Origin of the sequence: Modicisalibacter coralii, from assembly GCF_004117855.1 — a bacterium.
Lineage (GTDB): Bacteria > Pseudomonadota > Gammaproteobacteria > Pseudomonadales > Halomonadaceae > Modicisalibacter > Modicisalibacter coralii.
Genome location: NZ_QWBW01000021.1, coordinates 1 through 26,020, shown reverse-complemented (window position 1 = coordinate 26,020; position 26,020 = coordinate 1). Strand labels below are relative to the sequence as shown.

At 67.7% G+C, this 26,020-nt stretch carries 27 protein-coding genes; 14 read left to right on the top strand and 13 right to left on the bottom strand.

Translation table 11 applies throughout. The annotated features are described in order from the left end of the window. The first annotated feature begins 15 nt into the window (after positions 1–15). From radC to D0901_RS12660, 7 genes are all read left to right on the top strand, one after another. Positions 16–690: a RadC family protein gene (gene radC / locus D0901_RS12690; RefSeq protein WP_129140671.1), complete on the top strand. Its 675-nt coding sequence runs from the start codon at positions 16–18 to the stop codon at positions 688–690. Positions 691–1,037: 347 nt separating this feature from the next. Next, positions 1,038–1,274 carry a 50S ribosomal protein L28 gene (rpmB, locus tag D0901_RS12685; RefSeq protein ID WP_129140670.1) on the top strand — a complete coding sequence of 79 codons (237 nt, stop codon included), beginning with the start codon at positions 1,038–1,040 and terminating at the stop codon, positions 1,272–1,274. Positions 1,275–1,302: 28 nt separating this feature from the next. Beyond that, positions 1,303–1,458, top strand: a complete 156-nt coding sequence (gene rpmG, locus D0901_RS12680; RefSeq protein WP_129140669.1) for a 50S ribosomal protein L33 — start codon at positions 1,303–1,305, stop codon at positions 1,456–1,458. Between the two features lie 196 nt (positions 1,459–1,654). After that, positions 1,655–2,470, top strand: a complete 816-nt coding sequence (gene mutM, locus D0901_RS12675; RefSeq protein ID WP_129140668.1) for a bifunctional DNA-formamidopyrimidine glycosylase/DNA-(apurinic or apyrimidinic site) lyase — start codon at positions 1,655–1,657, stop codon at positions 2,468–2,470. A gap of 226 nt (positions 2,471–2,696) precedes the next feature. Then, on the top strand, positions 2,697–3,887 hold the full coding sequence (locus tag D0901_RS12670) for a class I SAM-dependent rRNA methyltransferase (protein ID WP_129140667.1): 1,191 nt from the start codon (positions 2,697–2,699) through the stop codon (positions 3,885–3,887). 4 nt (positions 3,888–3,891) lie between these two features. Next, entirely contained in the window at positions 3,892–4,218 is a 327-nt protein-coding gene (locus tag D0901_RS12665; RefSeq protein ID WP_129140666.1) for a putative signal transducing protein, read from the top strand. A 51-nt stretch (positions 4,219–4,269) separates the two neighbouring features. After that, positions 4,270–4,716: an acyl-CoA thioesterase gene (locus D0901_RS12660; RefSeq protein WP_129140665.1), complete on the top strand. Its 447-nt coding sequence runs from the start codon at positions 4,270–4,272 to the stop codon at positions 4,714–4,716. Between the two features lie 18 nt (positions 4,717–4,734). Here D0901_RS12660 and D0901_RS12655 read toward each other — a convergent pair whose 3' ends face one another. From D0901_RS12655 to D0901_RS12645, 3 genes are read right to left on the bottom strand one after another with little or no spacing between them, the layout of a single operon-like run. Then, positions 4,735–6,261, bottom strand: coding sequence for a sodium:solute symporter family protein (locus tag D0901_RS12655; RefSeq protein WP_129140664.1), 1,527 nt, complete (start codon positions 6,259–6,261; stop codon positions 4,735–4,737). Next, positions 6,258–6,515, bottom strand: coding sequence for a hypothetical protein (locus tag D0901_RS12650; protein ID WP_129140663.1), 258 nt, complete (start codon positions 6,513–6,515; stop codon positions 6,258–6,260). The genes D0901_RS12655 and D0901_RS12650 overlap by 4 nt, the downstream gene beginning before the upstream one ends. 35 nt (positions 6,516–6,550) lie before the next feature. Further along, positions 6,551–6,832, bottom strand: coding sequence for an amidase family protein (locus tag D0901_RS12645; RefSeq protein ID WP_129140662.1), 282 nt, complete (start codon positions 6,830–6,832; stop codon positions 6,551–6,553). A gap of 250 nt (positions 6,833–7,082) precedes the next feature. On the opposite strand from D0901_RS12645, the gene ald reads away from it, so the two are divergent. Beyond that, entirely contained in the window at positions 7,083–8,201 is a 1,119-nt protein-coding gene (gene ald, locus D0901_RS12640; protein ID WP_129140661.1) for an alanine dehydrogenase, read from the top strand. A gap of 180 nt (positions 8,202–8,381) precedes the next feature. Continuing rightward, positions 8,382–9,395: a tryptophan--tRNA ligase gene (locus D0901_RS12635; RefSeq protein ID WP_129140660.1), complete on the top strand. Its 1,014-nt coding sequence runs from the start codon at positions 8,382–8,384 to the stop codon at positions 9,393–9,395. A 61-nt stretch (positions 9,396–9,456) separates the two neighbouring features. Here D0901_RS12635 and D0901_RS12630 read toward each other — a convergent pair whose 3' ends face one another. Then, positions 9,457–11,487, bottom strand: coding sequence for a S9 family peptidase (locus tag D0901_RS12630; protein WP_233440420.1), 2,031 nt, complete (start codon positions 11,485–11,487; stop codon positions 9,457–9,459). Between the two features lie 309 nt (positions 11,488–11,796). Between D0901_RS12630 and D0901_RS12625 the strand changes: the two genes are divergently transcribed. Further along, a complete protein-coding gene (locus tag D0901_RS12625; RefSeq protein WP_129140659.1) occupies positions 11,797–13,473 on the top strand; it encodes an NAD-dependent malic enzyme in 1,677 nt (558 codons plus the stop codon). Between the two features lie 109 nt (positions 13,474–13,582). Here the strand turns inward: D0901_RS12625 and acnA are convergent, their stop codons facing one another. Beyond that, complete coding sequence (acnA, locus tag D0901_RS12620; RefSeq protein WP_129140658.1) at positions 13,583–16,336, bottom strand: aconitate hydratase AcnA; 2,754 nt, start codon at positions 16,334–16,336, stop codon at positions 13,583–13,585. A 339-nt stretch (positions 16,337–16,675) separates the two neighbouring features. On the opposite strand from acnA, the gene D0901_RS12615 reads away from it, so the two are divergent. The 3 genes from D0901_RS12615 to trxB all read left to right on the top strand — a co-directional run bounded on the left by D0901_RS12615 (position 16,676) and on the right by trxB (position 18,787). Next, the gene (locus tag D0901_RS12615) at positions 16,676–16,885 is read left to right on the top strand and encodes a zinc ribbon domain-containing protein (RefSeq protein WP_129140657.1); all 210 of its coding nucleotides are present in this window, start codon (positions 16,676–16,678) and stop codon (positions 16,883–16,885) included. Between the two features lie 161 nt (positions 16,886–17,046). Further along, positions 17,047–17,649 carry a peroxiredoxin gene (locus D0901_RS12610; RefSeq protein ID WP_129140656.1) on the top strand — a complete coding sequence of 201 codons (603 nt, stop codon included), beginning with the start codon at positions 17,047–17,049 and terminating at the stop codon, positions 17,647–17,649. 184 nt (positions 17,650–17,833) lie between these two features. Beyond that, complete coding sequence (gene trxB, locus D0901_RS12605) at positions 17,834–18,787, top strand: thioredoxin-disulfide reductase (RefSeq protein ID WP_129140655.1); 954 nt, start codon at positions 17,834–17,836, stop codon at positions 18,785–18,787. Between the two features lie 96 nt (positions 18,788–18,883). Here the strand turns inward: trxB and D0901_RS12600 are convergent, their stop codons facing one another. Continuing rightward, the gene (locus D0901_RS12600; protein ID WP_129140654.1) at positions 18,884–19,159 is read right to left on the bottom strand and encodes a SlyX family protein; all 276 of its coding nucleotides are present in this window, start codon (positions 19,157–19,159) and stop codon (positions 18,884–18,886) included. An 83-nt stretch (positions 19,160–19,242) separates the two neighbouring features. On the opposite strand from D0901_RS12600, the gene D0901_RS21405 reads away from it, so the two are divergent. Further along, positions 19,243–19,707 (top strand): cold-shock protein, encoded by a 465-nt coding sequence (locus D0901_RS21405; RefSeq protein WP_129140653.1) that lies wholly within the window; start codon positions 19,243–19,245, stop codon positions 19,705–19,707. A gap of 69 nt (positions 19,708–19,776) precedes the next feature. On the opposite strand, the gene D0901_RS12590 is transcribed toward D0901_RS21405, so the two are convergent. The 7 genes from D0901_RS12590 to D0901_RS12560 form a co-directional block, all read right to left on the bottom strand. Then, positions 19,777–20,715, bottom strand: a complete 939-nt coding sequence (locus D0901_RS12590) for a cation diffusion facilitator family transporter (RefSeq protein WP_224418108.1) — start codon at positions 20,713–20,715, stop codon at positions 19,777–19,779. Positions 20,716–20,763: 48 nt separating this feature from the next. Further along, positions 20,764–21,150 carry a hypothetical protein gene (locus D0901_RS12585; protein ID WP_129140651.1) on the bottom strand — a complete coding sequence of 129 codons (387 nt, stop codon included), beginning with the start codon at positions 21,148–21,150 and terminating at the stop codon, positions 20,764–20,766. A gap of 7 nt (positions 21,151–21,157) precedes the next feature. Further along, positions 21,158–22,324 (bottom strand): succinyl-diaminopimelate desuccinylase, encoded by a 1,167-nt coding sequence (dapE, locus tag D0901_RS12580; RefSeq protein ID WP_129140650.1) that lies wholly within the window; start codon positions 22,322–22,324, stop codon positions 21,158–21,160. A gap of 51 nt (positions 22,325–22,375) precedes the next feature. Continuing rightward, positions 22,376–23,401, bottom strand: a complete 1,026-nt coding sequence (dapD, locus tag D0901_RS12575; RefSeq protein WP_129140649.1) for a 2,3,4,5-tetrahydropyridine-2,6-dicarboxylate N-succinyltransferase — start codon at positions 23,399–23,401, stop codon at positions 22,376–22,378. 37 nt (positions 23,402–23,438) lie between these two features. Continuing rightward, complete coding sequence (locus D0901_RS12570; RefSeq protein WP_129140648.1) at positions 23,439–23,786, bottom strand: ArsC family reductase; 348 nt, start codon at positions 23,784–23,786, stop codon at positions 23,439–23,441. A gap of 13 nt (positions 23,787–23,799) precedes the next feature. Beyond that, positions 23,800–24,999 (bottom strand): succinyldiaminopimelate transaminase, encoded by a 1,200-nt coding sequence (gene dapC / locus D0901_RS12565; RefSeq protein WP_129140647.1) that lies wholly within the window; start codon positions 24,997–24,999, stop codon positions 23,800–23,802. A 162-nt stretch (positions 25,000–25,161) separates the two neighbouring features. Beyond that, positions 25,162–26,020 (bottom strand): ACT domain-containing protein (locus D0901_RS12560; RefSeq protein WP_129140646.1); only part of this gene is annotated, 859 nt, incomplete at its 5' end.

Below are 26,020 nucleotides of genomic sequence, written 5' to 3'. Positions count from 1 at the left end.
AGCGGCGCGGCCGGGATGGGGATTCGCGACTGGCCCGAGGGCGAGCGCCCCCGCGAGAAGCTGCTGGGGCTGGGGCCGCAGGCGCTCAGCGACGCCGAGCTGCTGGCGATCTTCCTGCGGGTCGGCGTCAAGGGGCGTTCGGCCGTGGATCTGGCACGTGATCTGCTGGGCGCCTTCGGCGGCCTGCGGCCGCTGCTCGAGGCCGACCGCGAGCGCTTCTGTGCCGAGCACGGCCTGGGCGAGGCCAAGTACGTCCAGTTGCAGGCGGTGCTCGAGCTCTCGCGGCGCCATCTTGCCAGTCAGCTCGAGCGCGGCGGCGCCTTGACCTCGCCGTCGCTGGTGCGGGCCTATCTCGCCTCGCAGTTGCGCCATCTCGGCCACGAGGAGTTCGCCGCGCTGTTTCTGGATACCCAGCACCGGGTGATTCGCTTCGAGTCGCTGTTCCGCGGTACGCTGGACGGCGCCTCGGTCTACCCGCGCGAGGTCGCCCGGCGCGCCCTGGAACTGGGGGCCGGCGCGATCATCTTCGCGCACAACCATCCGTCCGGCGTGGCCGAGCCCAGCGACGCCGACCGCCGCATCACCGAGCGACTCAAGGAGGCGCTGGCGCTGTTCGAGATCCGCGTGCTCGACCATTTCGTGGTCGGCGACGGCGAGGTGGTGTCGTTCGCCGAACGGGGCTGGTTGTAGGCCCGAAAAGTGGCTGCGCTCGGTCATGCGGCGTTAAAAATCAGCTCAAAATGCTCATTTACAGCTCGTAAACTCCGCTTTTTCGCTGATTTTTGCCTTGCCTGACCTTCGCTCGCCGACTTTTCGAGAGGCTCTGGTCATGTAGGGTGGCCTATCCGGCTCTTGGCGCATGATTTGCCGTGGCGCCTCCTGCGAATGTAGCTTGCCGCAACGGACGGCTTCTGGTATAAAGTACGCCCTTTGACTTCCTTGGGTTAATTAAGGGGCGGAAGGCGGTTACCTGCCATTCTCTCTTCCCGGTTTGCCCGACAGGTTTTGAACAACTCGCCCAGCGGTTGGAGGCTCTCATGTCCAAAGTATGTCAGGTTACCGGCAAGCGTCCGGTGACTGGTAACAACGTATCCCACTCCCAGCGCAAGACGCGCCGTCGTTTCGTGCCCAATCTGCACACCCACCGTTTCTGGGTGGAGTCCGAGAAGCGCTTCGTCAAGCTGCGCGTCTCCTCCAAGGGTATGCGGATCATCGACAAGAAGGGCATCGAAGAGGTGCTGTCAGACATTCGCAAGCGCGGTGAGCGCATCTAAGGCGTTCTTACATTAGGGAGTAGCGATCATGCGTGACAAGATCAAGTTGGTGTCCAGCGCCGGTACCGGCCACTTCTACACCACCAACAAGAACAAGCGGAACACCCCGGACAAGCTCGAATTCAAGAAGTACGATCCGGTGGTCCGCAAGCACGTGATGTACAAGGAAGCCAAGATCAAGTAACGATGCGTCGATAAATGACGGTACCCGCCGATCGCCCCTGGGCGTGGCGTGGCCCGTCGATTTATCGATGGCTTCGGGGCTTGATGCTTCCACCGCAGGCGTGTCGCCTGCCGAGAAAGACCCGGCCTGGCCGGGTTTTTTCGTCTCTGCTCGTCCCGTGTGATTCGCTCTCTCCTCGCTCGTGTCGGAGTCCTGCATGCCCGAGTTGCCCGAAGTCGAGACCACCCGCCGCGGCGTCGCCCCCTACCTAGAGGGCGGCGAGATCCGTGAGGTGATCGTCCGCGAGCGGCGCCTGCGCACGCCGGTGCCGGTGGATTTCGAGGATCACCTGATCGGGCGGCGGATCGGCGAGCTGCGCCGTCGCGCCAAGTACCTGATCGTGCCCACCGGCGAGCGCACGCTGCTCTGGCATCTGGGCATGTCGGGCAGCCTGCGCATCGCCCGGGTCGGCGACCCGCCGAAGAAACACGACCACGTCGACCTGGTGGTCGATGACGGCGCCATCCTGCGCTATCACGATCCGCGCCGCTTCGGCTTCGTCGACTGGCTGGCCGGCGACGTCGCCAGCGATCCGCGCCTGGCCAGGCTGGGGCCGGAGCCGTTGTCGCCGGATTTCGACGGCGAGCGGCTGTACCGGCTGTCGCGGGGACGGCGTCTGGCGGTCAAGCCGTTTCTGATGGACAACGCCGTGGTGGTCGGTGTGGGCAACATCTACGCCGCCGAGGCGCTGTTCCTGGCCGGCATCGACCCGCGTCGCGCCGCCGGGCGCATCGGCCGCGAGCGCTACGACCGGCTGGCCGAGGCGGTCCGCGAGGTGCTCGCCGCGGCGATCAGTCAGGGCGGCACCACGCTGCGCGATTTCGTCAGCGGTGTCGGCGAGCCGGGCTATTTCTCCCAGCGACTCAACGTCTACGGCCGGGCCGGCGAGCCTTGCCGGCGCTGCGGCGGCGAGCTGCGCCAGATCACCCTGGGGCAGCGGGCGAGCGTGTTCTGCCCACGCTGCCAGACCTGAGTAACAACGCAAATGCCTGCGCAGGCAAATCGCTGCGTTGCGCGGTGCTCGAAATCCTCACCTATAACTCATAGGCTCCGGTTTCTGTGCTCCGTGCGCCTTGCGCTTTACACTGCTCGGCGATTTGTTCAGCGTTTCTCCGCGCATGAGAACCTGCGGACTTTTCTCGGTGGTCTGCAAGCGCGTTAAAATGCCTTCATTAGTGATGACCTGAACCGGAGTTCCCGTGACCGAACGCCTGCGCCTGAAGAAGAACGCCGATCGCCGCCTCAAGGCCGGTCATCTGTGGCTCTATTCCAACGAGATCGACACCCAGGCGACGCCCCTCAAGGGCGTCGAGCCGGGCAGCCAGGCCATCATCGAGGCGGCCAGCGGCAAGCCCATGGGCATCGCCTACGTCAATCCGCACTCGCTGATCTGTGCGCGTATCGTCTCGCGCGACGTCAACGTGCGCCTCGACCGCTCGCTGCTGGTGCATCGCTTCAACCAGGCGCTGGCGCTGCGCGAGCGGCTGTTCGACAAGCCCTACTATCGGCTGGTGCATGGCGAGGGCGACCTGCTGCCCGGCCTGGTCGTCGACCGCTACGACGACGTGCTGGTGGCCCAGCTCAATACGCTGGGCATGGAGCGGATCGGCGACGAGGTGATCGCCGCTCTCGACAAGGTGTTCTCGCCCCGGGCCATCGTCTTCAAGAACGATACCTCGGGACGCCGTCTGGAGCAGCTCGACGCCCAGGTCGAGGTCGTCCACGGCGAGCTGCCCGAGACGGTGCTGCTCGAGGAAAACGGGGTGCGCTTCGAGGCGCCGGTGCTGGCCGGGCAGAAGACCGGCTGGTTCTTCGATCACCGCGCCAACCGTGCCTGGCTCAATGCCCTGGTGCCCGGCAAGCGAGTCCTCGATCTGTTCAGCTACGTCGGCGGCTGGGGCGTCCAGGCGGCGGCCCACGGGGCCAGCGAGGTGCTCTGCGTGGACCGTTCCGCCGAGGCGCTGGAACGGGTCGCCGCGAACGCCGAGCTCAATGACGTCGCCGAGCGGGTGGCGGTCGGCGAGGCCGATGCCTTCGAGGCGATGGCGGCACTCAAGGCCGACGGCGAGCAGTTCGACGTGGTGATCCTCGATCCGCCGGCGTTCATCAAGCGGCGCAAGGACATCCCCAACGGCGAGCGCGCCTACGCCCGGCTCAATCGCGAGGCGATGCGCCTGCTGGGGCGCGATGGGCTGCTGCTCTCCGCTTCCTGCTCCATGCACATGACCACCGAGCGGCTGATCGATTGCGTGCGCGGCGCCGTGCGTCACCAGGACCGCCACGGCCAGTTGATCTATCAGGGTGGCCAGGGGCCCGATCACCCGGTTCATCCGTCGATCCCCGAGACCGCCTATCTCAAGGCGCTGGGCCTGCGGGTATTCCGCGACTGACGGCATGACGACCGGGGCTTGCGTGCGGGTCTTCGCCGATACCAATGCGCTGCGGGTCAGCCACGTCTACAACGTGCTCGTCGGCGCGGGGATCGACTGCGAGCTGCGCAACATGATCCTCGGCGGCGCCGCCGGCGAGCTGCCGCCCGGCGAGTGCGAACCCGCCGTCTGGGTCGCCGCCGCCGATCATGCCCGGGCCCGGGCACTGGTCGACGAGGCCCTCGATGGCCCGCCCCGGCCGCGCCAGGCCTGGGCCTGTCCGGCGTGTGGCGAGGCCCTGGACGGGGTCTTCGACACCTGCTGGCGCTGCGGCACCTTGCGGCGTGATTGAGCGACGCGCCGCAGCGCCTTGATATATCGAGAGTCCGTGCAGGAGCCGAGCATGAACTGGGATCTGCCGACGCCGTTCGTCATCGAGCATGTCGTCGACGAGTCGGCCATCGACCATTACGGCCACGTCAACAACGCCGAGTATCTGCGCTGGATCGAGCAGGCCAGCTGGATGCATTCCCGGCGACTCGGGCTGACGCTCGACGACTATCGAACCCTCGACCGCGGCATGGTGGTGCACCGCCACGAGCTGGATTACCTGGCGCCGGCGCACGTCGGCGAGCGGTTGCGGCTCGCCACCTGGATCGTCGACTGCGACCGGCGCCTGACCCTCACCCGCCGCTTCCAACTGATCCGCGTGACCGACGGGGTCACGCTGCTGCGTGCCCGCACGCGCTTCGCCTGTGTCGAGCTTTCCAGTGGCCGGGCGCGGCGCATGCCGCCGAGTTTCGTGGCGGCCTACGGCGACGCCTGCCTGGCCGCCGAGGCGCCGGACTGATCCCCGGCCGGATGGGGCTCAGCCATCCAGCTCCGCTAGCGGATTGGCACGGGCCCCGTGGCCGGCCTCGCGCCCGGCGGGCAGGCGGCCGGGGGCGACGATCGGCAGAAAGCGGGCCAGGGTCGCCCGGCTGGCGGGGCGGGTGAGCAGCGAGACCGCCACGAACAGAGGGAGGTCGATCATCAGCCCCCAGGCCCCGGCGTGAATGCCCAGTGGATTCGGCCACACCACGGTGAACAGCGTGGTCACCAGGAAGCCGGCGGCCAGCCCGCAGAGCACGCCGCTGCGGGTGGCGCGAGGCCACAGGAAGATACCGATGAAGGCCGGCAGCATCTGCGCGGCGAAACCCAGCCCGACCAGCAGGATCATGATCAGGTTGCCGGGCTCGCGCATGGCCAGCGGCCCCACGATCAGCAGCATGATCGGGAAGATCAGGTAGCGGGCGAGCTGGGCGGTGCGCTGCTCGGAGAGCCCCAGCAGGGGGCGGATCACGTCGCGGGTCCAGGTCAGCGCGGTGCCGTGGATGTAAGGCTCGCAGGAGGACATCGCCGCCGCCAGCGTGCCGGCGCCGAGCAGCCCGACCAGTACCGGCGGCATCTGCTGGAAGGCGAGCTGCAGCGCCACGGTGTCGGGACGCGCCAGGTTCGGCAGGGTGAAGATACCGATGAAGCCGACCACCACCATCGGCAGGATCACCAGATAGTAGGTCGGCAGCCAGGTGGCGCTGCGGCGAATGCTGCGGGCCGAGTCGGCGCTCATCCACTGCAGCCAGACCGGTTGCTGGAAGGAGAACATCGAGACGATGATCGACGATGTCCAGAAGGCGAAGCTCATGTCGCCGAGGCCGCCCGGCAGGGTCAGGAAGTCGGGATGGCTGGCCTGGACGCGCTCGAAGACGCCGCCGAACCACCATTGTCCGGTCAGGTCGTGGGTCGCCCACAGCCCGATCGCCCAGGCAACCACCAGCATCAGCCCGCCCTGGAAGGCATTGGTGACCCCGATGGCGCGCTGACCGCTGATGAACAGATAGCTCGCGATCGCGCCCAGCACCAGCCAGACGTCGAGATCGAACGGCAGGCGGCCCGCGCTCATGACATCGAGGATGTAGGCAGCGCCGATGGTCTGCAGGATGGCGTAGGCCAGCGCGCCGATCGACATCACCAGCGCGGTGAGCGCGCCGAGCAGGGGACTCTCGAAGCGCTCGGCGACGGCCTGGGCCTGGGTCACGTGGCCCAGCCGGGCGCCGAAGGCCCATACCCGGGGCCCGCAGTACCAGGCGATCAGCGCCAGATAGCTCAGGTAGATCACCACGTAGAAGACCGGCACGCCCTTGCTCCACGCCCAGCCCGGCGCGCCCATGAAGGTATAGGCGCTGATGCTGCCGGCGCCCATCAGCAGGTACATGACCAGCGGGCCCATGCTGCGCCCGGCCACCCCCCATTGCTCGAGGGAGTCCATGCGCTGGCCCGCGCGGGCGCGAACCCCCAGCACCACGGCGATCGCCACGTAAGCCAGGGTCATCGACAGCGGCAGCACGCTGTTCATCGCTCGGCCTCCTCGGTGTCGTGAGCCCGGACGATCGCCTCGGGCAGCGGCGACAGGCGGTTGCCGATCAGCATCACCGCGCTGGAGGCGAGCACGAGCAGGCAGGCCCAGGCCGCCACGGCGGGGATGCCGAGCACCAGTCGGGCCTGGTTGGCGATCAGTACCACCGGCCACAGTCCGCCGGCGATGACGACCAGGAACAGCGTCAGCGTCAGGCGGCCGCGGGCCGTCGTGGGGAGTATGGGGCGATGCATGTCGATCGGCTCCTGTGTCGGTGGGGATGGCGGGATCACTGGCCCGGGGGGCATGGCCAGCGGTCGATCGGCCCGCGCCAGCGTTCGAAGGCGTGTGCCAGTTGCAGCACCCGGCGGTCCTCGAAGCGCGGGCCGATCAACTGGATCGCCAGTGGCAGGCCATCGTGACTGAAGCCGCCATTGATCGACAGTGCCGGCTGCTCCCCCATGTTCCAGGGCAGGGTGAAGCCGAGGTGCTCGAAGGGGTATTCGGGGTCGTTGGACGGGTGGCCGTACTCCGCCGGAAAGCTGTAGAGCGGCGCGGTCGGCGAGACAATGGCGTCGGCGCATCATAGCCGGGGCCTGGGTGGTGATGAAGGCCCCGGGGATCGAGCGGTTGGCGAATGACGGCATCGTCACGGGTGGTTCGATTTCCTGTTCGATTGGGTTTTTCGGTATTTCTTTTTGTTTGAAAAGCGCGTTACAGAGACTTTTGGTCTTTTTATCTCCTTGGTTCACGACTTTATTGTTGCCGTGCTGTAATCCGCTGGATCCTTCAACGACAATCAACGATCGAGGACAGAGACCATGCGCATCGGCGTTCCCAAGGAGATCAAGAACCACGAGTATCGTGTCGCGTTGACCCCGACCGGCGTTCGCGAGCTGGTCGAGCGTGGCCATCGGGTCACGGTCCAGACCGGCGCCGGCGAGGGCTCGGGCTTTCCCGACAGCGCCTACGAGACGGTCGGCGCGACACTGGAATCCGACGTCGATGCTCTGTGGGAGGCGGCCGAGCTGATCGTCAAGGTCAAGGAGCCGCAGAGCGAGGAGGTCGCGCGCCTCAAGCCGGGCCATACGCTGTTCACCTATCTGCACCTGGCCGCCGAGGAGACCCTGACCAAGGGGCTGCTGGATGCCGGGGCGACCTGCATCGCTTACGAGACCATCACCGATGCCCAGGGTGGCCTGCCGCTGCTGGCGCCGATGAGCCGGGTCGCCGGGCGCATGGCGGTGCAGGCCGGGGCCCACAGCCTGGAGAAGGCGCAGGGCGGTTCCGGGGTGCTGCTGCCGGGGGTGCCGGGCGTGGCGCCCGCCAAGGTCACGGTGATCGGCGGCGGCGTGGTCGGCGAGAACGCCGCGCGCATGGCGCTGGGCCTGGGGGCCGAGGTCACCGTGCTCGACAAGTCGCTGACGCGGCTCGAGGCGCTCGATCATCGCTATCAGGGGCGGCTGCACACCGTCTACTCCACCGCCGATGCGCTCGAGGCGGCGATCCGCGAGTCGGACCTGATCATCGGCGCGGTGCTGGTGCCGGGTGCCGCGGCGCCCAAGCTGATCACCCGCAAGCAGCTCGCCGACATGCAGCCCGGCAGCGTGCTGGTCGATGTCGCCATCGACCAGGGCGGCTGTTTCGAGACCAGCAAGGCGACCACCCACGCCGAGCCCACCTACGTGGTCGATGGCGTGGTGCACTACTGCGTGGCCAACATGCCCGGCGCGGTGGCACGCACCTCGACCCAGGCGCTGACCAACGCCACCATGCCGTTCGTCATCGCCCTGGCCGACAAGGGCTGGAAGCAGGCGCTGGCCGACGACCCGCACTTCCTCCCCGGGCTCAACGTCCACGACGGCAAGCTGACCTATCGGGCGGTGGCCGAGGCCTTCGGCCTCGAGAGCGTCGACCCGGCCAGCCTGCTGGGCCAGTAATACGCCGGACGGCGACTGCCGCCTGGCAGGGCCGCCGCTGACGGGGCCGCGAGGGAGCCCGTCAGCGTCGCCCCGCCCCGCGGGCCGCTCTCTGGCCCCGGGGCGTCAGTGGGCGAGTCGCCTTGCCCGGCGGCGGCGTTGTACACTGGGCGCATTTGCACTGAGCGATTCGCCTATCCCATGGAAAAGACCCGCGTTCTCACCGGCATCACCACCACCGGTACCCCTCACCTCGGCAACTACGTCGGCGCCATCAAGCCGGCCATCGCCGAGAGCCAGAATCCCGACGTCCAGTCCTTCTACTTCCTCGCCGACCTGCACGCGCTGATCAAGTGCCAGGATCCCAAGCGCATCCAGCAGTCGCGCCTGGAGATCGCCGCCACCTGGCTGGCGCTGGGGCTGGACACCGACAATGCGATCTTCTATCGCCAGTCGGACATCCCCGAGATCCCCGAACTGACCTGGATGCTCTCCTGCGTCTGCGCCAAGGGCCTGATGAACCGCGCGCATGCCTACAAGGCGGCGGTCGCGGAAAACGAGGAGGCCGGGGTCGCCGATCCCGACCGCGGCGTGACCATGGGGCTGTTCGGCTATCCGGTACTGATGGCCGCCGACATCCTGATGTTCAACGCCAACAAGGTCCCGGTGGGGCGCGACCAGATCCAGCACATCGAGATGGCCCGCGACATGGCCGGGCGTTTCAATCATCTCTACAAGGGCCAGTACTTCACGCTGCCCGAGGCGGCGGTGGACGAGAAGGTCGAGGTCCTCGGCGGGCTCGACGGGCGCAAGATGTCCAAGAGCTACAACAACACCATCCCGTTGTTCGTTTCCGAGAAGAAGCTGCTCAAGCTGGTGCGCAAGATCAAGACCAACTCCCTGGAGCCGGGCGAGCCCAAGGACCCCGACGACAGCACGCTGTTCCAGATCTATGCGGCCTTCGCCAGCGCCGAGGAGAGCGCGGCGATGCGTCAGCGCTACGCCGAAGGGATCGGCTGGGGTGACGCCAAGAACGAGCTGTTCGAGTACCTCAATGCCCAGTTGCGCGAGCCGCGCGAGCGCTACCAGGCCTTGATGGAGGATCCCGGCCACATCGAGGACGTGCTCAAGAAGGGGGCCGAACGGGCCCGCGCCGAAGCCGCGCCGCTGATGGACAAGCTGCGTCACGCGGCGGGGCTGGGGCGTTTCGTCTGATCGGCGCTTCCCAAGCTTTCCCCGACGCCCGGCTCTGGCCGGGCGTCGGCGTTTCCGGGGGTCAGGAGGCGCCGCGCACCCCCAGCGCCTCGGCCAGTTCCGGGGCGAACTCGGCGCCGTGGGGCACCTCGATCGAGGAGGGGGCCAGGGCCTCGCCGATCGGCTCGGCGCGGCCGCCCAGGCACCCCTGGAGGAAGGCCTCGACCACGGCGTTGAAGGCGATGGCGTTGACCGGCCGAGCGAAGCCGTGGCCCTCGTCGGGGAACAGCACGTAAGTGACCGGGATGCCGTTGGCCTCCATCGCCGCGACGATCTGGTCGCTCTCCGCCTGCTTGACCCGCGGGTCGTTGGCGCCCTGACCGATCAGCAGCGGCCGGCGGATGGCGTCGGCACGGGACAGCGGCGACCGGGCCTCGAGCCAGGCGCGGCCGGCCTCGGTCTCGGGGTCGGCCATGCGCCGGTAGAGCTGGCGTTTGCCGGCCTCCCAGTAGGCCGGCATGCTCGCCAGCAGGGTCTGCAGGTTGGAGGGGCCGACGATGTCCACGCCGCAGGCGAAGCGCTCGGGGGTGAACGTCAGCCCCACCAGCGCGGCGTAACCGCCGTAGGAGCCGCCCATGATGGCGACGCGCTCGGGATCGGCGACGCCGGCGTCGACCGCCCAGTCGACGGCGTCGAGCAGGTCGTCGTGCATCGCCGCCGCCCATTCGCCGTCACCGGCGCTGATGAACGCCTTGCCGAAGCCGGTCGAGCCGCGATAGTTGACCGACAGCACGGCATAGCCGCGGTTGGCCAACCAGTGGTGGAAGGTCTCGCTGCCGTAGCTGTCGCGGGCCCAGGGGCCGCCGTGGACCAGCAGCACCATGGGCAGGGGCGAGGCGGGCTTGCTGAAGCCCTCGGCATCGCTGCCGCGGGGCAGGGTGAGATAGGAGACCAGCGTCTTGCCGTCGCGGGCGGTGATCTCCAGCGGGGTCATGCCAGCGAGCTCGACGCCCTCGAGTTCCGGGCGGCCGACGTAGAGGCGGGTCAGCCGGCGTTTCTCGCGATCGTAGAGCCAGGCGGCGGGTGGCGCGGTGACCGGGTCGTTGGTCACCGTCCACAGGCGATCGTCGTCGGTGCGCGAGGTGACGTCGATGTCGCCCTTGAGTTCGCGGTCGAGAAAGGCAAGATCGTCGGCGATGGCACCGTCCAGGGCGTGCCAGGCGTTGCGCAGGTAGTCCACCGCCCAGGCCTGGACCTTGCCGCTGTGCGGATCGCGCAGCAGGTCGGTGATGTCGGCCCTGGGCGAATGGGCGAGCAGCCGGATCTCGCCGCTGGTCCAGTCCTGGGCGGTCAGCGCTGCGGTGTCGCGGCCCCGGCCGTCGATCCAGTAGAGGGTCTCGCCATCGCGGGTGAAGCCGACCGGGCCGGTGTTGGCGCTGTCCTCGAAGCCGATGTCGGCGAAGGGGGTGGTCTCGATGCCCTCCCGGGCGACGCGGTGATAGCTCAGGCCACCGTCCTCGCGGGGCTTGATCGCCAGCCGCAGCGCCAGACGTTCGTCGGCGATGAAGCCCGCGTAGCCGTCGTTCTCCAGTATCCGCTCGAGCCCGCCGCTCGCCAGATCGAGTCGGTAGACATCGTGCCAGCGCGGGTCGCGGCGGTTGAGGCCGACCAGGATATGGCCGGTCACCTCACGGCTGATGGCGATGACCTGGACCTGGATGCCCTCGAACGGCGTCAGCAGGCGTTCCGCGCCGCCATCGACCGTCACGCCGAACAGCCGGAAGTTCTCGTCGCCGCCGGTGTCGTTGACGTAGAGCAGTTGCCGGCTGTCCGGCGACCAGAAGTAGCGCAGGATGGGGCGCGTGCGTTCGTCGGTGAGTGGCCGGGCCTGTGCCGGATCGTCGACGGGGGCGACCCACAGGTTGAGCACGCCCTCGCGGGGAGCGATCCACGCCAGCCACTGGCCGTCCGGGCTCAAGCGCCCCTGGATCCGCGCGGGATTGCCGAACAGCCGCTCGCGCTCGATCAGCGGCGGCGGCGTGTCGCCGCCACCGGTATCGTCGCCGTCAGCAGGGCTCATGGCCCGGGGGGCGGATGCCGTCGTCCAGTGCATGGCCTCGTACTCCTTTTCTCGGGTGTCGTTGCGCGGGCCTGATTCGCCGGCCTTGGCGCGGATGAGCGGGTGGTTGCATAGCCATCCCCCAGCCTATCACTCGTCAGGAGCCGGCGCCGTGGCCTCGTCGAGACGGGCGAAGGAAGCCGGCTCGCTGGCGGCATCGAGCGCCGGTCGGGCCTTCGGGGCGGCCCGGTCGGCTCGTGCGTGTTATCTTTACCGTCAGGCCCGGTGCTCGTCCCGTGTGAGTTTGCAACGAACGTCACCGCAGACGGGGCAGCCCTTCCTTCACCAACCTCGAGTCGAGACATGAGCGAATCCAAGCGCCCCCTCTATACGCCCTACGCCGGCCCCTCCCTGCTGGAAATGCCGCTGCTCAACAAGGGCAGCGCCTTCACCCTGAAAGAGCGTATCGATTTCAACCTGATCGGGCTGCTGCCGCAGAACGTCGAGACCATCGAGGAGCAGGCGGAGCGCGCCTACCGCCAGTATCGGCTCTGCAACACCGATCTCGACAAGCACATCTACCTGCGCGCGATCCAGGACGACAACGAGACGCTGTTCTTCCGCCTGCTCGAGGAGCACCTCGAGGAGATGCTGCCGATCATCTATACGCCGACCGTGGGCGAGGCGTGTGAAGAGTTCTCCAACATCTATCGCAACCATCGCGGGATCTTCGTCGCCTATCCCGATCGCGAGCACATGGACGATATCCTGCGTAGTGCCACCAAGGACCGGGTCAAGGTGATCGTGGTCACCGACGGCGAGCGTATCCTGGGACTCGGTGACCAGGGCATCGGCGGCATGGGCATCCCCATCGGCAAGCTGTCGCTGTATACCGCCTGCGGCGGCATCAGCCCGGCCTACACCCTGCCGATCATGCTCGACGTGGGAACCAACAACCAGCAACTGCTCGACGACCCGATGTACATGGGCTGGCGCCACGAACGCGTCACCGGCGAGGAGTACGACGACTTCATCGCGATGTTCATGGAGGCGGTCAAGCGGCGCTGGCCGAACGCCCTGGTGCAGTTCGAGGACTTCGCCCAGACCAACGCCATGCCGCTGCTCGAGCGCTATCGTGACGAGCTGTGCTGCTTCAACGACGATATCCAGGGCACTGCCGCGGTGTGCGTGGGCACGCTGCTGGCGGCCTGCAAGTCGCGCTCCGCCAGGCTCGGCGACCAGCGCGTGGCCTTCGTCGGCGCCGGCTCGGCGGGCTGTGGCATCGCCGAGCAGATCATCGTCGCCATGCAGGCCGAAGGGCTCGACGAGGCCGAGGCCCGGCGGCGGGTCTACATGGTCGACCGCAACGGCCTGCTGACCACGGACATGGAGGGGCTCTACGACTTCCAGCAGCGCCTCGCCCATGATCCCGCCGAACTCGAAGACTGGCCCGATCGGCAGTTGATGGACGTGATCAAGAATGCCCGGCCGACGATCCTGATCGGTGTCTCGGGGCAGAAGGGCCTGTTCAGCGAGGCGATCATCCGCACGCTCCACGAGAATTGCCCCAACCCCGTGGTGATGCCGCTCTCCAACCCCACCTCACGGGTCGAGGCGACGCCGCAGGACATCCTCGAATGGACCGACGGTCAGGCGCTGGTCTCCACCGGGAGCCCCTTCCCGCCGGTGACCATCGGCGATCGCGAGGTAGCCATCGCGCAGTGCAACAACGCCTACATCTTCCCGGGGGTGGGGCTGGGCGTGGTCGCCGCCAACGCCTCGCGGGTCACCGACGGCATGCTGATGGCGGCCTCCAACGCCCTGGCCGACGGGGCGCCGATCGTCCAGCAGGGCGAAGGGGCGCTGCTGCCCGCTCTCAGGGACATCCGCGAGATCAGCAAGTCGATCGCCTTCGACGTCGCCAAGCAGGCCCAGAGGGAGGGCGTGGCGCTGTCGTCTTCCGACGAGGTGTTGTGGGAGGCGATCGAGCGCAACTTCTGGTATCCGCGCTATCGCCGCTACCGTCGTCGTGCGTTCTGAGCGCTTTATCCAAAAAGCGGGTCATGCCATGACGTGAAAACGCCCTGCTAGCGAGGCAGGGCGTTTGCGTTGGGGGCGAGTGTCGGCCGGGGCGTGCCCCGGCCTTGGCTCACTGAAGCATGTTGCGCAGCACGAAGTGCAGGATGCCGCCGTGACGGTAGTATTCCATCTCGTTGGCGGTATCGATGCGGCACTTGGCGTCGAGGGTCTTCTCGCCCTTGTCGGAGGCAATGGTTACCTTGACGCTGCCGCCCGGCTCGAGGTCGCCGAGCCCCTCGATGGAGAAGGTCTCGTCGCCGGTGAGTCCCAGCGACTTGCGATCCTCGCCCTCGGGGAACTGCAGCGGCAGCACACCCATGCCGATCAGGTTGGAGCGGTGGATGCGCTCGTAGGACTCGGCGATCACCGCGCGCACGCCCAGCAGCCGGGTGCCCTTGGCGGCCCAGTCGCGTGACGAGCCGGTGCCGTACTCCTTGCCGGCGACCACCACCAGCGGGGTGTCGTCCTCGACGTACTTCATCGCCGCGTCGTAGATCGCCATCTGCTCGCCGGAGGGCACGTGGCGGGTGTAGCCGCCCTCGACATCGTCGAGCATCTCGTTACGGATGCGTACGTTGGCGAAGGTGCCGCGCATCATCACCTCGTGGTTGCCGCGCCGCGAGCCGTAGGAGTTGAAGTCCTTCACCGCGACGCCGTGCTCCTGGAGGTAGCGTCCGGCGGGGCTGTCGGGCTTGATCGCGCCGGCCGGCGAGATGTGGTCGGTGGTCACCGAGTCGCCGAGCATCGCCAGCACCCGGGCATTCTTGACGTCCTCGACCGGCTCGGGCTCCTTGCCCATGCCCTCGAAGAACGGCGGATGCTGGATGTAGGTGGAGTCCTTCGACCACTCGTAGACCTTGCTCTCGGGCACGTCGATGGAGCGCCAGGTCTCGTCGCCGTCGAACACCTCGGCGTATTCCTTGCGGAACATGTCGGTGCGCACCTGCTCGACCGCCTTGGCGATCTCGTCCTGCGACGGCCAGATGTCCTTGAGATAGACCGGCTTGCCGTCCTTGCCGGTGCCCAGCGGCTCCTTGGAAAGATCGAGGCGCACGTTGCCGGCCAGGGCGTAGGCCACCACCAGGGGCGGCGAGGCCAGCCAGTTGGTCTTGACCAGCGGATGCACGCGACCCTCGAAGTTGCGGTTACCGGAGAGCACCGAGGCCACGGTGAGGTCGCCGTCGTTGACCGCCTTCTCGATCGGCTCGGGCAGCGGCCCGGAGTTGCCGATACAGGTGGTGCAGCCGTAACCCACCAGGTTGAAGCCGAGTTCGTTGAGGTCGTCCTGCACGTTGCCGGCCGCCAGGTAGTCGGTCACCACCTTGGAGCCCGGCGCCAGCGAGGTCTTGACCCAGGGCTTGGTGGACAGGCCCTTGGCCACGGCATTGCGCGCCAGCAGGCCGGCGGCGAGCATCACGCTGGGGTTGGAGGTATTGGTGCAGGAGGTGATGGCGGCGATCACCACGGCCCCCGGATTGAGCTTGAAGGACTCGCCGTCGAACTCGACGTCCTGGCTGTCGCTGTGCTCGAAGTGACGGTGGCGATCGTGGAGCTCGACGTCGTCCACCGCGTGGCCGCCTTCGGACTGCCACTTGCCCTGCTCCTCGGGAGGCGCGTCCGGTGCGTCGCCGTTCATCAGCTTCTCGAAGGTGGCCTTCATGTCGGTCAGCGCGACGCGGTCCTGCGGACGCTTGGGCCCGGCCAGGCTGGCCTCGACGTCACCCATGTCGAGTTCGAGGGTATCGGTGTAGACCGGCTCGTGGCCCGGCTCGCGCCACATGCCCTGGGCCTTGGCATAGGCTTCGACCAGTGCGATCTGCGCCTCGTCACGGCCGGTGAGGCGCATGTAGTCCAGGGTCTGTTCGTCGACCGGGAAGAAACCGCAGGTGGCGCCGTATTCGGGGGCCATGTTGGCGATCGTCGCGCGGTCGGCGACCGGCATGTCCTTGAGGCCGTCGCCGTAGAACTCGACGAACTTGCCGACCACGCCCTTCTGGCGGAGCATCTGGGTCACCGTCAGCACCAGGTCGGTGGCGGTGATGCCTTCGCGCAGCTTGCCGGTGATCTTGAAGCCGATCACCTCGGGAATCAGCATCGACACCGGCTGGCCGAGCATCGCCGCCTCTGCCTCGATGCCGCCGACGCCCCAGCCGAGCACGCCCAGGCCGTTGATCATGGTGGTGTGCGAGTCGGTGCCCACCAGGGTGTCGGGGTAGGCGAAGGTCTTGCCGTCTTCCTCCTTGGTCCAGACCGCCTTGCCCAGGTACTCGAGGTTGACCTGGTGGCAGATGCCGGTGCCCGGCGGTACCACGCGGAAGTTGTCGAAGGCCTGTTGCCCCCAGCGCAGGAACTCGTAGCGCTCGCGGTTGCGCTCCATCTCGATGGCGACGTTGTCCTTGAACGCCGAGGGGTCGCCGAAGTGGTCGACCATCACCGAGTGGTCGATGACCAGATCGACCGGCGACAGCGGATTGATACGGGCCGGATCCTCGCCGAGCTTGGCCACGGCGTCGCGCATCGAGGCCAGATCGACCACCCCGGGCACACCGGTGAAGTCCTGCATCAGCACGCGCGCCGGGCGGTAGCCGATCTCGCGGGTCGAACGGGCCTCCTTCTGCCAGTCCACCAGCGCCTGCATGTCCTCGCGCGAGACGCTCTCGTCGTCGGCGAAGCGCAACTGGTTCTCGAGCAGCACCTTGAGCGTGAAGGGCAGGCGCGTCACGTCGCCCAGTGCCCTGGCCGCCTCGGGCAGGCTGTAGTAGTGATAGGTGGTGCCCCCGGCCTCGAGGGTACTCAGGGTCTTCGGCGTTTCGTCAGCGCTCATGGACTCCTCCTTATGCCTTGCATGGGCGTGGCTCGGGCGGTGCGGCGGACGTTCTCGTCGGTTGTCGGCGGCCGTCTTCATTGGCTGCCCGAGCGTCAGGTTCCCGGACTGGCTACGATACTACGCCAAGGGTGGTGATTGTCGACACTTCCATTGTAATCACGCCCTGTGACATGGACATGATAGGCGGTGAATTCAACCGGCGGCCATGTCGAATGGCCGCGCGGGCCGCGGCCGGGAAATTCGGCTACGCTGTGATCGTGTGTCCTGCGCCCCTTGAAAGCCCGTCCGGCGGGCCCCACATCGTGAACAGTCGCCGGGCCGGTCGCGGAGTCGGTCATGAACGAAGAAATGCTGGTCTCCTATCCGACTCACTGCCCCTACTGCGGGGCCGCCTTCGATCTGCTGGTCGACGCAAGCCAGGGCAGTCACGTCACCTGGGAGGATTGCCCGCGCTGTTGCGCACCGATGCAGGTCGGCGTCGAGGTGTCCGTCCTGGCGGACGAGATCGAACAGGTGACGGTGGCCCGCGACGACGACATCGTCTAGCGACCGTTCGTCTTCGCGGGCTGTCATGAATACGTCGCGATAGCCAGGCCCTATGCCGGTCATTGGGCTTATCAAATTGGCAGAATCGAGGGGCAACCTTAGTCTGTCACTGAAATTTTTCCTCGCAACGATCCCTTACCCATCATTCCAAGGAGCGTTACATGAGCGTACTGGTTGGACGTCAGGCACCGGATTTCGAAGCGGCAGCGGTACTCGGCGACGGTTCCATCGTCGAAGACTTCAAGCTCTCCGACAGCAACGGCAAGCTGCGCGTGCTGTTCTTCTGGCCGCTGGACTTCACCTTCGTCTGCCCGTCCGAGATCATCGCCCACGACAACCGCCTGGCGCAGTTCAAGGAACTGGGTGTGGAAGTCATCGGTGCCTCCATCGATTCCCAGTTCACCCACTACGCCTGGCGCAAGACCTCGCCGGACGCCGGTGGTATCGGTGAAGTCGGCTTCCCGGTGGTCGCCGACGTCAAGCACGAGATCGTGCAGGCCTACGGCATCGAGCATCCGGAAGCGGGCGTCGCGCTGCGCGCCTCCTTCCTGATCGACGAGGACGGTGTCGTTCAGCACCAGACCGTCAACAACCTGCCGCTGGGTCGCAACGTCGACGAGATGCTGCGCATGGTCAAGGCGCTCAAGCATCACCAGCAGCACGGCGAAGTCTGCCCGGCCGGGTGGGACGAAGGCCAGGAAGGCATGAAGGACACCGCGGAAGGCGTCGCCAAGTACCTCGGCGCGCACTCCACGGAGCTGTAAAGCCTCCGCGACGTCACGGGGCGGCCTGCGGGCCGCCCTTCGTCGTCCGGGACGGGCAAAACGCGGTAGACTGCGATCTGCATTCGACGGGGTGACCGGTGTCGAGTCCAGATCACAGCCCACCCCGATACTTCAACGGCTGGTGTCGTCTCCGACGGCGCCCTTGCGGGAGAGGACTTTTTTCATGAGCGAAGCGCGTCATCAGCGACTGATCATCCTGGGGTCCGGCCCGGCGGGCTATACCGCCGCCGTCTATGCGGCACGTGCCAACCTCGAGCCGCTGCTGATCACCGGCATGGAGGCGGGCGGTCAGCTGACCACCACCACCGACGTCGACAACTGGCCGGGCGACGATACCGGTGTGCAGGGCCCCGAGCTGATGGAGCGCATGCGTCGCCACGCCGAGCGTTTCGACACCGAGGTGGTGTTCGACCACATCGACGAGGTCGAGTTGCGCAACCGCCCGTTCACCCTCAAGGGCAGCAACGGCATCTACACCTGCGATGCGCTGATCATCGCCACCGGGGCCAGCGCGCGCTACCTGGGCCTGGCTTCCGAGCAGCGGTTCATGGGCCAGGGCGTGTCGGCCTGCGCGACCTGCGACGGCTTCTTCTATCGCAATCAGGACGTGGTGGTGGTCGGCGGCGGCAATACCGCCGTGGAAGAGGCGCTGTACCTGTCCAACATCGCCTCCTCGGTGACCCTGGTGCATCGCCGCGACAGCCTGCGCGCCGAGAAGATCCTCCAGGACAAGCTGTTCGAGAAGGTCGACAACGGCAACATCCGCGTCGAGTGGAACCAGACCCTCGACGAGGTGCTCGGTGACGACACCGGCGTCACCGGCGTGCGACTGCGCTCCACCCAGGACGACGGCACCCGCGAACTCAAGGCTCCGGGGGTGTTCATCGCCATCGGCCACACGCCCAACACCGGCATCTTCTCAGGGCAGCTGGACATGGCCGACGGTTACATCAAGGTGCGCTCGGGGCTCGAGGGCAACGCCACCGCGACCAGCGTGCCGGGCGTGTTCGCCGCCGGCGACGTCATGGACCACGTCTATCGTCAGGCGATCACCTCGGCGGGCAGCGGCTGCATGGCCGCGCTGGATGCCGAGCGCTACCTCGACGATCTGCCCTGAAGGGCCGTCGGTCACGCCGCTAGATCATCGCAACGGCGCCCCTCGTGGGCGCCGTCGGCGTTTTCGTGGTTCGATGCTCGCGCTTTCCGGAGCTGCTCAGTAGTGCGGCGGACGCTCGTCTGCTGCCTCGGGACCGGAGTCTAGGGCCTGCAGGGCCTGATGCTGTTCGCGCAGGCGTTGCTGCATCAGGTCGTTGACCCGCTCGAGCTGGGCCAGCCGACGCTCCTGACCGGCCACCGCCCGGTCGAGCGTATCCAGCCAGTCTTCCTGATGGGCCAGGCGGCTCTCGATGCCCTCGAGCCTGGCTTCCAGGCGGGTAAGCGCGTCATTTTCGATCATGCTAGAATCGCTGCCCTGTGTGTTGCCGTTCATCGCGACACCTTGAATGTGTGTGATATCGCCCGTCGCCGTCGTGCGCGGGCCGTTTCCGGTTACAACAAGAGAATCCGAGGTCCATGAATCGAAAGGTATTGCTACGTTGTAGTCTCATCAGTCTCCTGCTTGCCGCCCCCGCTCCGCTGTTGATTGCCCTGTTTGCCTCGCTGGCCGATGGCGCCCTGACCGGTGCCCTCGAAGAGGCGCTGGCACTCGATGGCATCGAGCGCGTCTACGTGGCCAGTTCGGTCGCCGTGTTCGTGATCCTGCTGGTCGCCACGATCGCCGTTAACATTCTCACCCCGCAACTGGCCAACCTGGCGGAGATCGAGAACGACGACCGTGAAACGGGCGAGGTCAAGTGGTTCAACGTCAACAAGGGGTATGGCTTCATCACCCGCGACAACGGCGAGGACGTCTTCGTGCACTTCCGGGCCATCCGCGGCAAGGGGCACCGCACCCTCGCCGAAGGCCAGAAGGTGCGCTATCACGTCGTCAAGAACGAGCGCGGGCTCCAGGCCGACGACGTCACCGTGATCACCTGACGCCGGGCATCGCCCCGTATCGACCCCATCGCCCCGGCCTCGGCCGGGGCGATGTCGTTGGGCGCCGGTTCACTGGCTGTCGCCATGGTCGGGGCGTTCGTCCACACCGGCCCGGGCCTCGGCCTCGACGAACACCCGCTTGACGGTGTCGACCTCGGCCTTGATGCGGCGATCGAGCTCGGCGATGGAGCCTTCGATGCGTTCGGCGGGCGTGCCGCGGGCGAAGCGAATGCTGATCGTGGCAAGGATGAAGTCCGGCCCCATGTGCATGGTCAGCACCTCGTTGACCGCCTCGACGCCGTCGGCCTCGCCGGCGAGCCGGCGAATCGCCTCGACGACCGAGCGATTGGCGCTCTCGCCGATCAGCAGCCCCTTGGTCTCGACCGCCAGCCAGATCGCCGTGCCACCGAGAATCAGGCCGATGACGATCGAGGCGATGCCGTCGAAGACCGGGTTGCCCGTCCACTCGCTGAGCCACACGCCCGCCAGGGCGGCGAGCAGGCCGAGCAGGGCGGCGGAATCCTCGAACACCACCACGAACATCGCCGGATCCTTGCCGCGGCGCACCGCCTGGACGTAGCTCCACTTGCCCTTGGTCTTGCGGAACTCGTTGAGGGCGAAGGCCCAGGAGGCCCCCTCGAAGAGGATCCCCAACCCCAGCACGATGTAGTTGATCAGCGGCGACTCCATCGGCTTGGGATGGAGCACGTGGCGTATGCCTTCGTACAGCGAGACCCCGGCGCCCACCGCGAAGATCAGCAGCGCGACCACGAAGCTCCAGAAGTAGACCTCCTTGCCGTGGCCGAAGGGGAACTGCTCGCTGGGCGGTCGGCTGGCGCGTTTCAGACCCAGCAGCAGCAGGACCTGGTTGCCGGTGTCGACCACCGAATGGATGCCCTCGGAGAGCATCGCCGAACTGCCGGTGAAGGCCGCAGCCACGAACTTGGTGACCGCGATCAGCAGATTGCCGCCCATTGCGGCATAGATGACCGGTTTGGATTCCGCCATGATCGTTCGTCCCTGAGTGGCGTGTGAAGGCTCGACTGGCAGTCTGAATTACTGGCCCGAGTCCGGCCAGGTGATGGCGCCTTCCCGACCGTCGGCGCGGACCTGCCAGAAACGATCGGGGTCGTCGCCCGGCTGCCAGCCGCCCAGCGAGCAACGTACCTCGCAGCCCAGCGCCCGGGCCGCGTCGCGGGCGCAATCGATGTCGCGCGGCCAGGGGGTGGCGTCACTGTCGAACCACAGGCTGGCGTAGCCGTCGGCGGCGTTCTCGACCAGCATGACGGGGATCGTGCGTGCCTGGCAATGGCCGTCGCTGCGCCATTGACGCTTGCCGCGGCGCTGGAGCGGCGGCGCGTCGAGGCGACTGCCCAGCCACTCGTCGAGGGCGGTGATGTCCGCCTCGGCCAGGTAGATCTCGATGTCGGGATAACGTTCCATGGCAACCTCAGGTGAGCAGGCGGGTGACGATCGCTTCGTAGATGCGGCTCAGATCGTCGAGATCCGTCGCCCGGACCCGCTCGTCGACCTTGTGGATGGTGGCGTTGAGCGGACCCAGTTCGACCACCTGACAGCCCAGCCGTGCGATGAAGCGGCCGTCCGAGGTACCGCCGGCGGTGGACAGCTCGGGCGGGCGGCCGGTGACGGCCTCGACGCCGGCCACGGTGGCGTCGATCAGTTCCCCCCGGTCGGTGAGGAAGGGCTCGCCGTTGAGCGTCCAGTCTAGCCGGTAGTCGAGGCCGTGGGCATCGAGGAGCGCCTCGGTGCGCTGGCGCAGTGCCTCGTGGGTGACCTCGGTCGAGTAGCGGAAGTTGAACACCACTTCCAGCTCGCCGGGAATCACGTTGGTCGCCCCGGTGCCGGCGCGCACGTTGGAGATCTGGAAACTGGTCGCCGGGAAGAAGGTGTTGCCGTCGTCCCAGTGCTCGCGGCACAGGGCGTCGAGCGCCGGCGCCGCCTCGTGGATCGGGTTGCGCGCCATGTGCGGATAGGCGACATGGCCCTGCACGCCGTGGACGTGCAGCACGCCGCCCAGCGAGCCGCGCCGGCCGTTCTTGAGGGTGTCGCCGAGCCGCTCGCTGGAGGAGGGTTCGCCGACGATGCAGTAGTCGAGACGCTCGTGGGTCTCGAGCAGGTGCTCGACCACCGCGCGGGTGCCGTCGACCGCCGGGCCTTCCTCGTCGGAAGTGATCAGGAAGGCCAGCCGCCCGGGATGCTCGGGGTGGGCGGCGACGAAGCGTTCCACGGCGGTGACCATCGCCGCCAGGCTGCCCTTCATGTCGGCGGCGCCGCGGCCGCACAACTCGCCGTCATCGTTGATGCAGGGCTCGAACGGCGGGGTCTGCCATTGCGACGAGGGGCCGCTGGGCACCACGTCGGTGTGTCCGGCGAAGGCCAGCACGGGGCCGTGGTGGCCGCGCACCGCCCAGAAGTTCTCGACGTCGCCGAACGGCAGCCGCTGGATGCGAAAGCCCAGCCGCTCGAGGCGCGCGATCATCAGGTCCTGACAGCCGGCGTCGTCGGGGGTCACCGAGGCGCGGCGCATCAGCGCGATGGCCAGCTCGAGGGTCGGCGAATGGGCGGGCGTGGACACGTCGGTATCGGACGAAGACATGAAGGTTCCTGAGGCTGAAAAGCAGGGCGCCCGCGGGGCGGGCGCCGTGGGTCAATCGTTGGCGTGCAGCGCGTCGTTCAGCGCGATGGCGCTTTTGTTGGTGAGGCACTCGATACGCCCGTTGAGCGAATTGCGACGCAGCAGCAGGTCGCTCTGGTTGGCCAGCTCGCGTGCCGCCACGGTACGCACTTCCTGGCCGCGGTCGTCGAGCATCACCACCTTGGCGCCGGCGGTGACGTAGAGCCCGGCCTCGACGGTGCAGCGATCGCCCAGCGGAATGCCGATCCCGGCGTTGGCGCCGATCAGGCAGCCCTCGCCGACCTTGATCACCATGTTGCCGCCGCCGGAGAGCGTGCCCATGGTCGAGCAGCCGCCGCCCAGGTCGGAGCCCTTGCCGACCATCACCCCGGCGGAGATGCGCCCCTCGACCATGCCCGGCCCTTCGGTGCCGGCGTTGAAGTTGACGAAGCCCTCGTGCATCACCGTGGTGCCCTCGCCGAGATGAGCGCCGAGGCGCACGCGGGCGGTATCGCCGATGCGCACGCCCCTGGGCACCACGTAGTCGGTCATCTTGGGAAACTTGTCGACGCAGTCCACCGACAGCGCGCGACCCGCCAGGCGGGCGCGCAGGCGCCGGGCCGGCAGTTCCTCGACGTCGATCGGGCCCTCGCTGGTCCAGGCGACATTGCGCAGCAGGCCGAACATGCCGGTGAGGTCGACGCCGTGCGGCTTGACCAGACGGTGCGACAGCAGGTGCAGCTTGAGATAGACCTCGGGCACGCTCTGCGGCGGCTGGTCGACCTCGAGGAAGGTGGCGACCAGCGGACGATGGCTGGCGGCCAGCGCCGCGGCGAGTTCGGCCTGCTCGGTGTCGCCGGCGGCCTTCAGGGCCTCGGCCAGGGCGTCGCAGTGCTCGGGCAGAAAGCTCACCGCGGCGTTGCCGGCGGGGGCGTCGAGCGCCTGGCGGGCGGCGTCGACCAGCGCGGCGTCGGGGGCGAACAGCGGCGTCGGATAGTAGACGTCCAGCCAGTCGCCTTGGGTGTTCTGGTTGCCGATCCCGAGGGCGAAACTCAGCATGTGGGGGTCTCCTGAAAAGGGAAGTGGAAAGGGGCGGTCAGTCCAGGCTGGCGTAATCGTCGCGCGCTCGGCCGACGATCAGCGTCTCGCCGGTGTCGAGCAGCGGGCGCTTGAGCAGCGTCGGGTGTGCCAGGATCAGCGCCCGGGCGCGCTCGGCGTCGTCCCGGGCGGCCTGGCGCTCGGTCTCGTCGAGCCCGCGCCAGGTGGTGCTGCGGGTATTGAGCAGCGTCTCGAGGCCGGTGAGGTCGATGAAACGTGCCAGCGTCCCGGCGTCGAGGCCGTCCTCGCGCAGGTCGTGATAGCGGTAGGCGATGCCGCGGGCATCGAGTGCCTTGCGCGCCTTGCGGCAGGTGTCGCAGCTCTTGATGCCGTAGAGCGTGTTCATGGTCGATTTCCGTTCAATAGCGGCGTTCGATGAAGGCGCGGATGCGCCGCGCGGCCTCGGCGGTGGCAGCGGCCTCGGCGACCAGGGCCAGGCGCACCCGCCCCGCGCCGGGGTTGCCGTTCGCGCCGTCCCGGGACATGTAGCGCCCGGGCAGCACGCTGACGTGTTCCGCGGCGAACAGCTCGCGGGTGAAGGCCTCGTCGTCGCCGCCCGGCACCGCCGGCCACAGGTAGAAGCTCGCCCGAGGCGCGGCGAAGTCCATCACCGGGGCGAGAATCTCGGTCACCGCGGCGAATTTCTCGCGGTAGGCGTCGCGATTGGCGCGCACGTGGATCTCGTCGTTCCAGGCGACGATCGAGGCCTTCTGCACGTGCAGCGGCATGGCGCAGCCGTGGTAGGTGCGAAAGCGCTTGAACGGTTCGATCAGCGCGGCGTCGCCGGCGACGAAACCCGAGCGCAACCCCGGCAGGTTGGAGCGCTTGGACAGCGAATGAAAGACGATGCAGCGCCGATAGTCGTCGCGTCCCAGCCGCGCGCAGGCCTCGAGCAGCCCCGGTGGCGGTGCGGCCTCGTCGAGGTAGAGTTCCGAGTAGCACTCGTCGGAGGCGACGATGAAATCGTGCTCGTCGGCCAGACGGATGAGGGTCTCGAATTCCTCGAGCGGCGTCACCGCGCCGGTGGGGTTGCCCGGCGAGCAGACGAAGGCCACCTGGACCTCGCGCCAGACCTCGGCCGGCACGGCGTCGAGGTCGGGACGAAAGGCGTTGTCGGCGTTGCAGTCGAGATACAGCGGCTCGCCGCCGGCGAGCAGCGCCGCGCCCTCGTAGATCTGGTAGAAGGGGTTGGGCATCGCCACCTTTGCCGGGCGGCGGCGGTCGACGGCGGCCTGGACGAAGGCGAAGATCGCCTCGCGGGTGCCGTTGACCGGCAGCACGTGGCGCGCCGGATCGAGGCTGCCCGGGGCGAGGCCGAAACGCCGCGTCGCCCAGCCGGCGAGGGTCTCGCGCAGCTCGGGCAGGCCGGCGGTGGCCGGGTAGCGGGCGACGTCGCCCTCGTGGCGGGCGAGCGCCTCGAGCACCGCGGCGGGTGGGGCGTGCTGCGGCTCGCCGATGGTCAGCGCAATGGGCGATCGGTCGGCGGGGCGGACCCCGGCCTTGAGCGCGGCGAGCTTCTCGAAGGGGTAGGGCTTGAGGGCGTCTAGATCGGGGTTCATGAGGTGCCAGCGGCCCGTCTAGCGGGCATCGTGTCGTTATGAGTGCCGTGCGGCGCGAAGCCCTCGATTATAGGGAAGCCGTGGGGCCCCCTCAAATGCCGGGAATGTTTCCGGGACCTGGCTGCACTCGCCGCCTGTCCGGGCAAGTTCATGCCCGGGGCGTCACACGTCGAGGGTCTCGCACAGGCGCTGGCGCAACTGGGTCTGGCGTTCGGGGTCGGTGAGCGGCTCGCCGTTCTTGTCGGTGATGAAGAAGACGTCCTCGACGCGCTCGCCCAGGGTGGCGATCTTGGCCGCCGACAGGGCGATGTGCTGCTCCATGAAGATCCGTCCGACGCGGGCCAGCAGCCCCGGGCGGTCGGGGGCGATCAGCTCGAGCATGGTACGCGCGTTGGCCGGGTCCTGCTCGATCAGCACCTGGGTGGGCACGCGGAAGTGCTTGAGCTGGCGCGGCGTGTGGCGGCTGACGATCTGCGGGTAGTCGTCGGGATCGTCGAGCTCCTCGATCAGATGGTGACGGATGCGCTCGAGCCGGGCGGGTTCGCGGATCGGTTCGTCGTCGTCGTCGAGGACGATGAAGGTGTTGAGCGTCCAGTCGTTGCTCGAGGTGGCGATGCGCGCGTCGTGGATCGACAGGTCGAGCTGGTCGAGCGCCGCGGCGGTGGCGGCGAACAGATCGTCCACCGAGCGGGTGTGGATGAACACCTTGGTGCCGCCCTCGCTGGTGTCCTCGGCGGGGGCACTGACCAGGATCATGGGCAGCGGCGAGCCGGCGTGGGCGAGGATGCCCTGGGTGTGCCAGACGATCTCGCTGGGCGTGTACTGGACGAAGTAGTCGTCGCCGAGGGTGTCCCAGAGTGTCTCGACCTCGGCCTCGTCGGCGCCCAGGGTGCGCAGCAGGGCGAGCGCCTCGGTGCGGGTCTCGCGGATCCAGTCGTCGCGGTCGATGGGGTTCTCCAGGCCGCGGCGCAAAGCGCGCTTGGTCTCGCTGTGCAACTGGCGCAGCAGCGCCGCCCGCCAG

What these genes read in the sequence shown, in the direction of transcription:
- radC (WP_129140671.1), top strand. Translation starts at nt 16, where the DNA reads ATGGGGATTCGCGACTGGCCCGAGGGCGAGCGCCCCCGCGAGAAGCTG.
- rpmB (WP_129140670.1), top strand. Translation starts at nt 1,038, where the DNA reads ATGTCCAAAGTATGTCAGGTTACCGGCAAGCGTCCGGTGACTGGTAAC.
- rpmG (WP_129140669.1), top strand. Translation starts at nt 1,303, where the DNA reads ATGCGTGACAAGATCAAGTTGGTGTCCAGCGCCGGTACCGGCCACTTC.
- mutM (WP_129140668.1), top strand. Translation starts at nt 1,655, where the DNA reads ATGCCCGAGTTGCCCGAAGTCGAGACCACCCGCCGCGGCGTCGCCCCC.
- D0901_RS12665 (WP_129140666.1), top strand. Translation starts at nt 3,892, where the DNA reads ATGACGACCGGGGCTTGCGTGCGGGTCTTCGCCGATACCAATGCGCTG.
- D0901_RS12660 (WP_129140665.1), top strand. Translation starts at nt 4,270, where the DNA reads ATGAACTGGGATCTGCCGACGCCGTTCGTCATCGAGCATGTCGTCGAC.
- D0901_RS12655 (WP_129140664.1), bottom strand. Translation starts at nt 6,261, where the DNA reads ATGAACAGCGTGCTGCCGCTGTCGATGACCCTGGCTTACGTGGCGATC.
- D0901_RS12650 (WP_129140663.1), bottom strand. Translation starts at nt 6,515, where the DNA reads ATGCATCGCCCCATACTCCCCACGACGGCCCGCGGCCGCCTGACGCTG.
- ald (WP_129140661.1), top strand. Translation starts at nt 7,083, where the DNA reads ATGCGCATCGGCGTTCCCAAGGAGATCAAGAACCACGAGTATCGTGTC.
- D0901_RS12635 (WP_129140660.1), top strand. Translation starts at nt 8,382, where the DNA reads ATGGAAAAGACCCGCGTTCTCACCGGCATCACCACCACCGGTACCCCT.
- D0901_RS12630 (WP_233440420.1), bottom strand. Translation starts at nt 11,487, where the DNA reads ATGCACTGGACGACGGCATCCGCCCCCCGGGCCATGAGCCCTGCTGAC.
- D0901_RS12625 (WP_129140659.1), top strand. Translation starts at nt 11,797, where the DNA reads ATGAGCGAATCCAAGCGCCCCCTCTATACGCCCTACGCCGGCCCCTCC.
- acnA (WP_129140658.1), bottom strand. Translation starts at nt 16,336, where the DNA reads ATGAGCGCTGACGAAACGCCGAAGACCCTGAGTACCCTCGAGGCCGGG.
- D0901_RS12615 (WP_129140657.1), top strand. Translation starts at nt 16,676, where the DNA reads ATGAACGAAGAAATGCTGGTCTCCTATCCGACTCACTGCCCCTACTGC.
- D0901_RS12610 (WP_129140656.1), top strand. Translation starts at nt 17,047, where the DNA reads ATGAGCGTACTGGTTGGACGTCAGGCACCGGATTTCGAAGCGGCAGCG.
- trxB (WP_129140655.1), top strand. Translation starts at nt 17,834, where the DNA reads ATGAGCGAAGCGCGTCATCAGCGACTGATCATCCTGGGGTCCGGCCCG.
- D0901_RS12600 (WP_129140654.1), bottom strand. Translation starts at nt 19,159, where the DNA reads ATGAACGGCAACACACAGGGCAGCGATTCTAGCATGATCGAAAATGAC.
- D0901_RS21405 (WP_129140653.1), top strand. Translation starts at nt 19,243, where the DNA reads ATGAATCGAAAGGTATTGCTACGTTGTAGTCTCATCAGTCTCCTGCTT.
- D0901_RS12590 (WP_224418108.1), bottom strand. Translation starts at nt 20,715, where the DNA reads ATGGCGGAATCCAAACCGGTCATCTATGCCGCAATGGGCGGCAATCTG.
- D0901_RS12585 (WP_129140651.1), bottom strand. Translation starts at nt 21,150, where the DNA reads ATGGAACGTTATCCCGACATCGAGATCTACCTGGCCGAGGCGGACATC.
- dapE (WP_129140650.1), bottom strand. Translation starts at nt 22,324, where the DNA reads ATGTCTTCGTCCGATACCGACGTGTCCACGCCCGCCCATTCGCCGACC.
- dapD (WP_129140649.1), bottom strand. Translation starts at nt 23,401, where the DNA reads ATGCTGAGTTTCGCCCTCGGGATCGGCAACCAGAACACCCAAGGCGAC.
- D0901_RS12570 (WP_129140648.1), bottom strand. Translation starts at nt 23,786, where the DNA reads ATGAACACGCTCTACGGCATCAAGAGCTGCGACACCTGCCGCAAGGCG.
- dapC (WP_129140647.1), bottom strand. Translation starts at nt 24,999, where the DNA reads ATGAACCCCGATCTAGACGCCCTCAAGCCCTACCCCTTCGAGAAGCTC.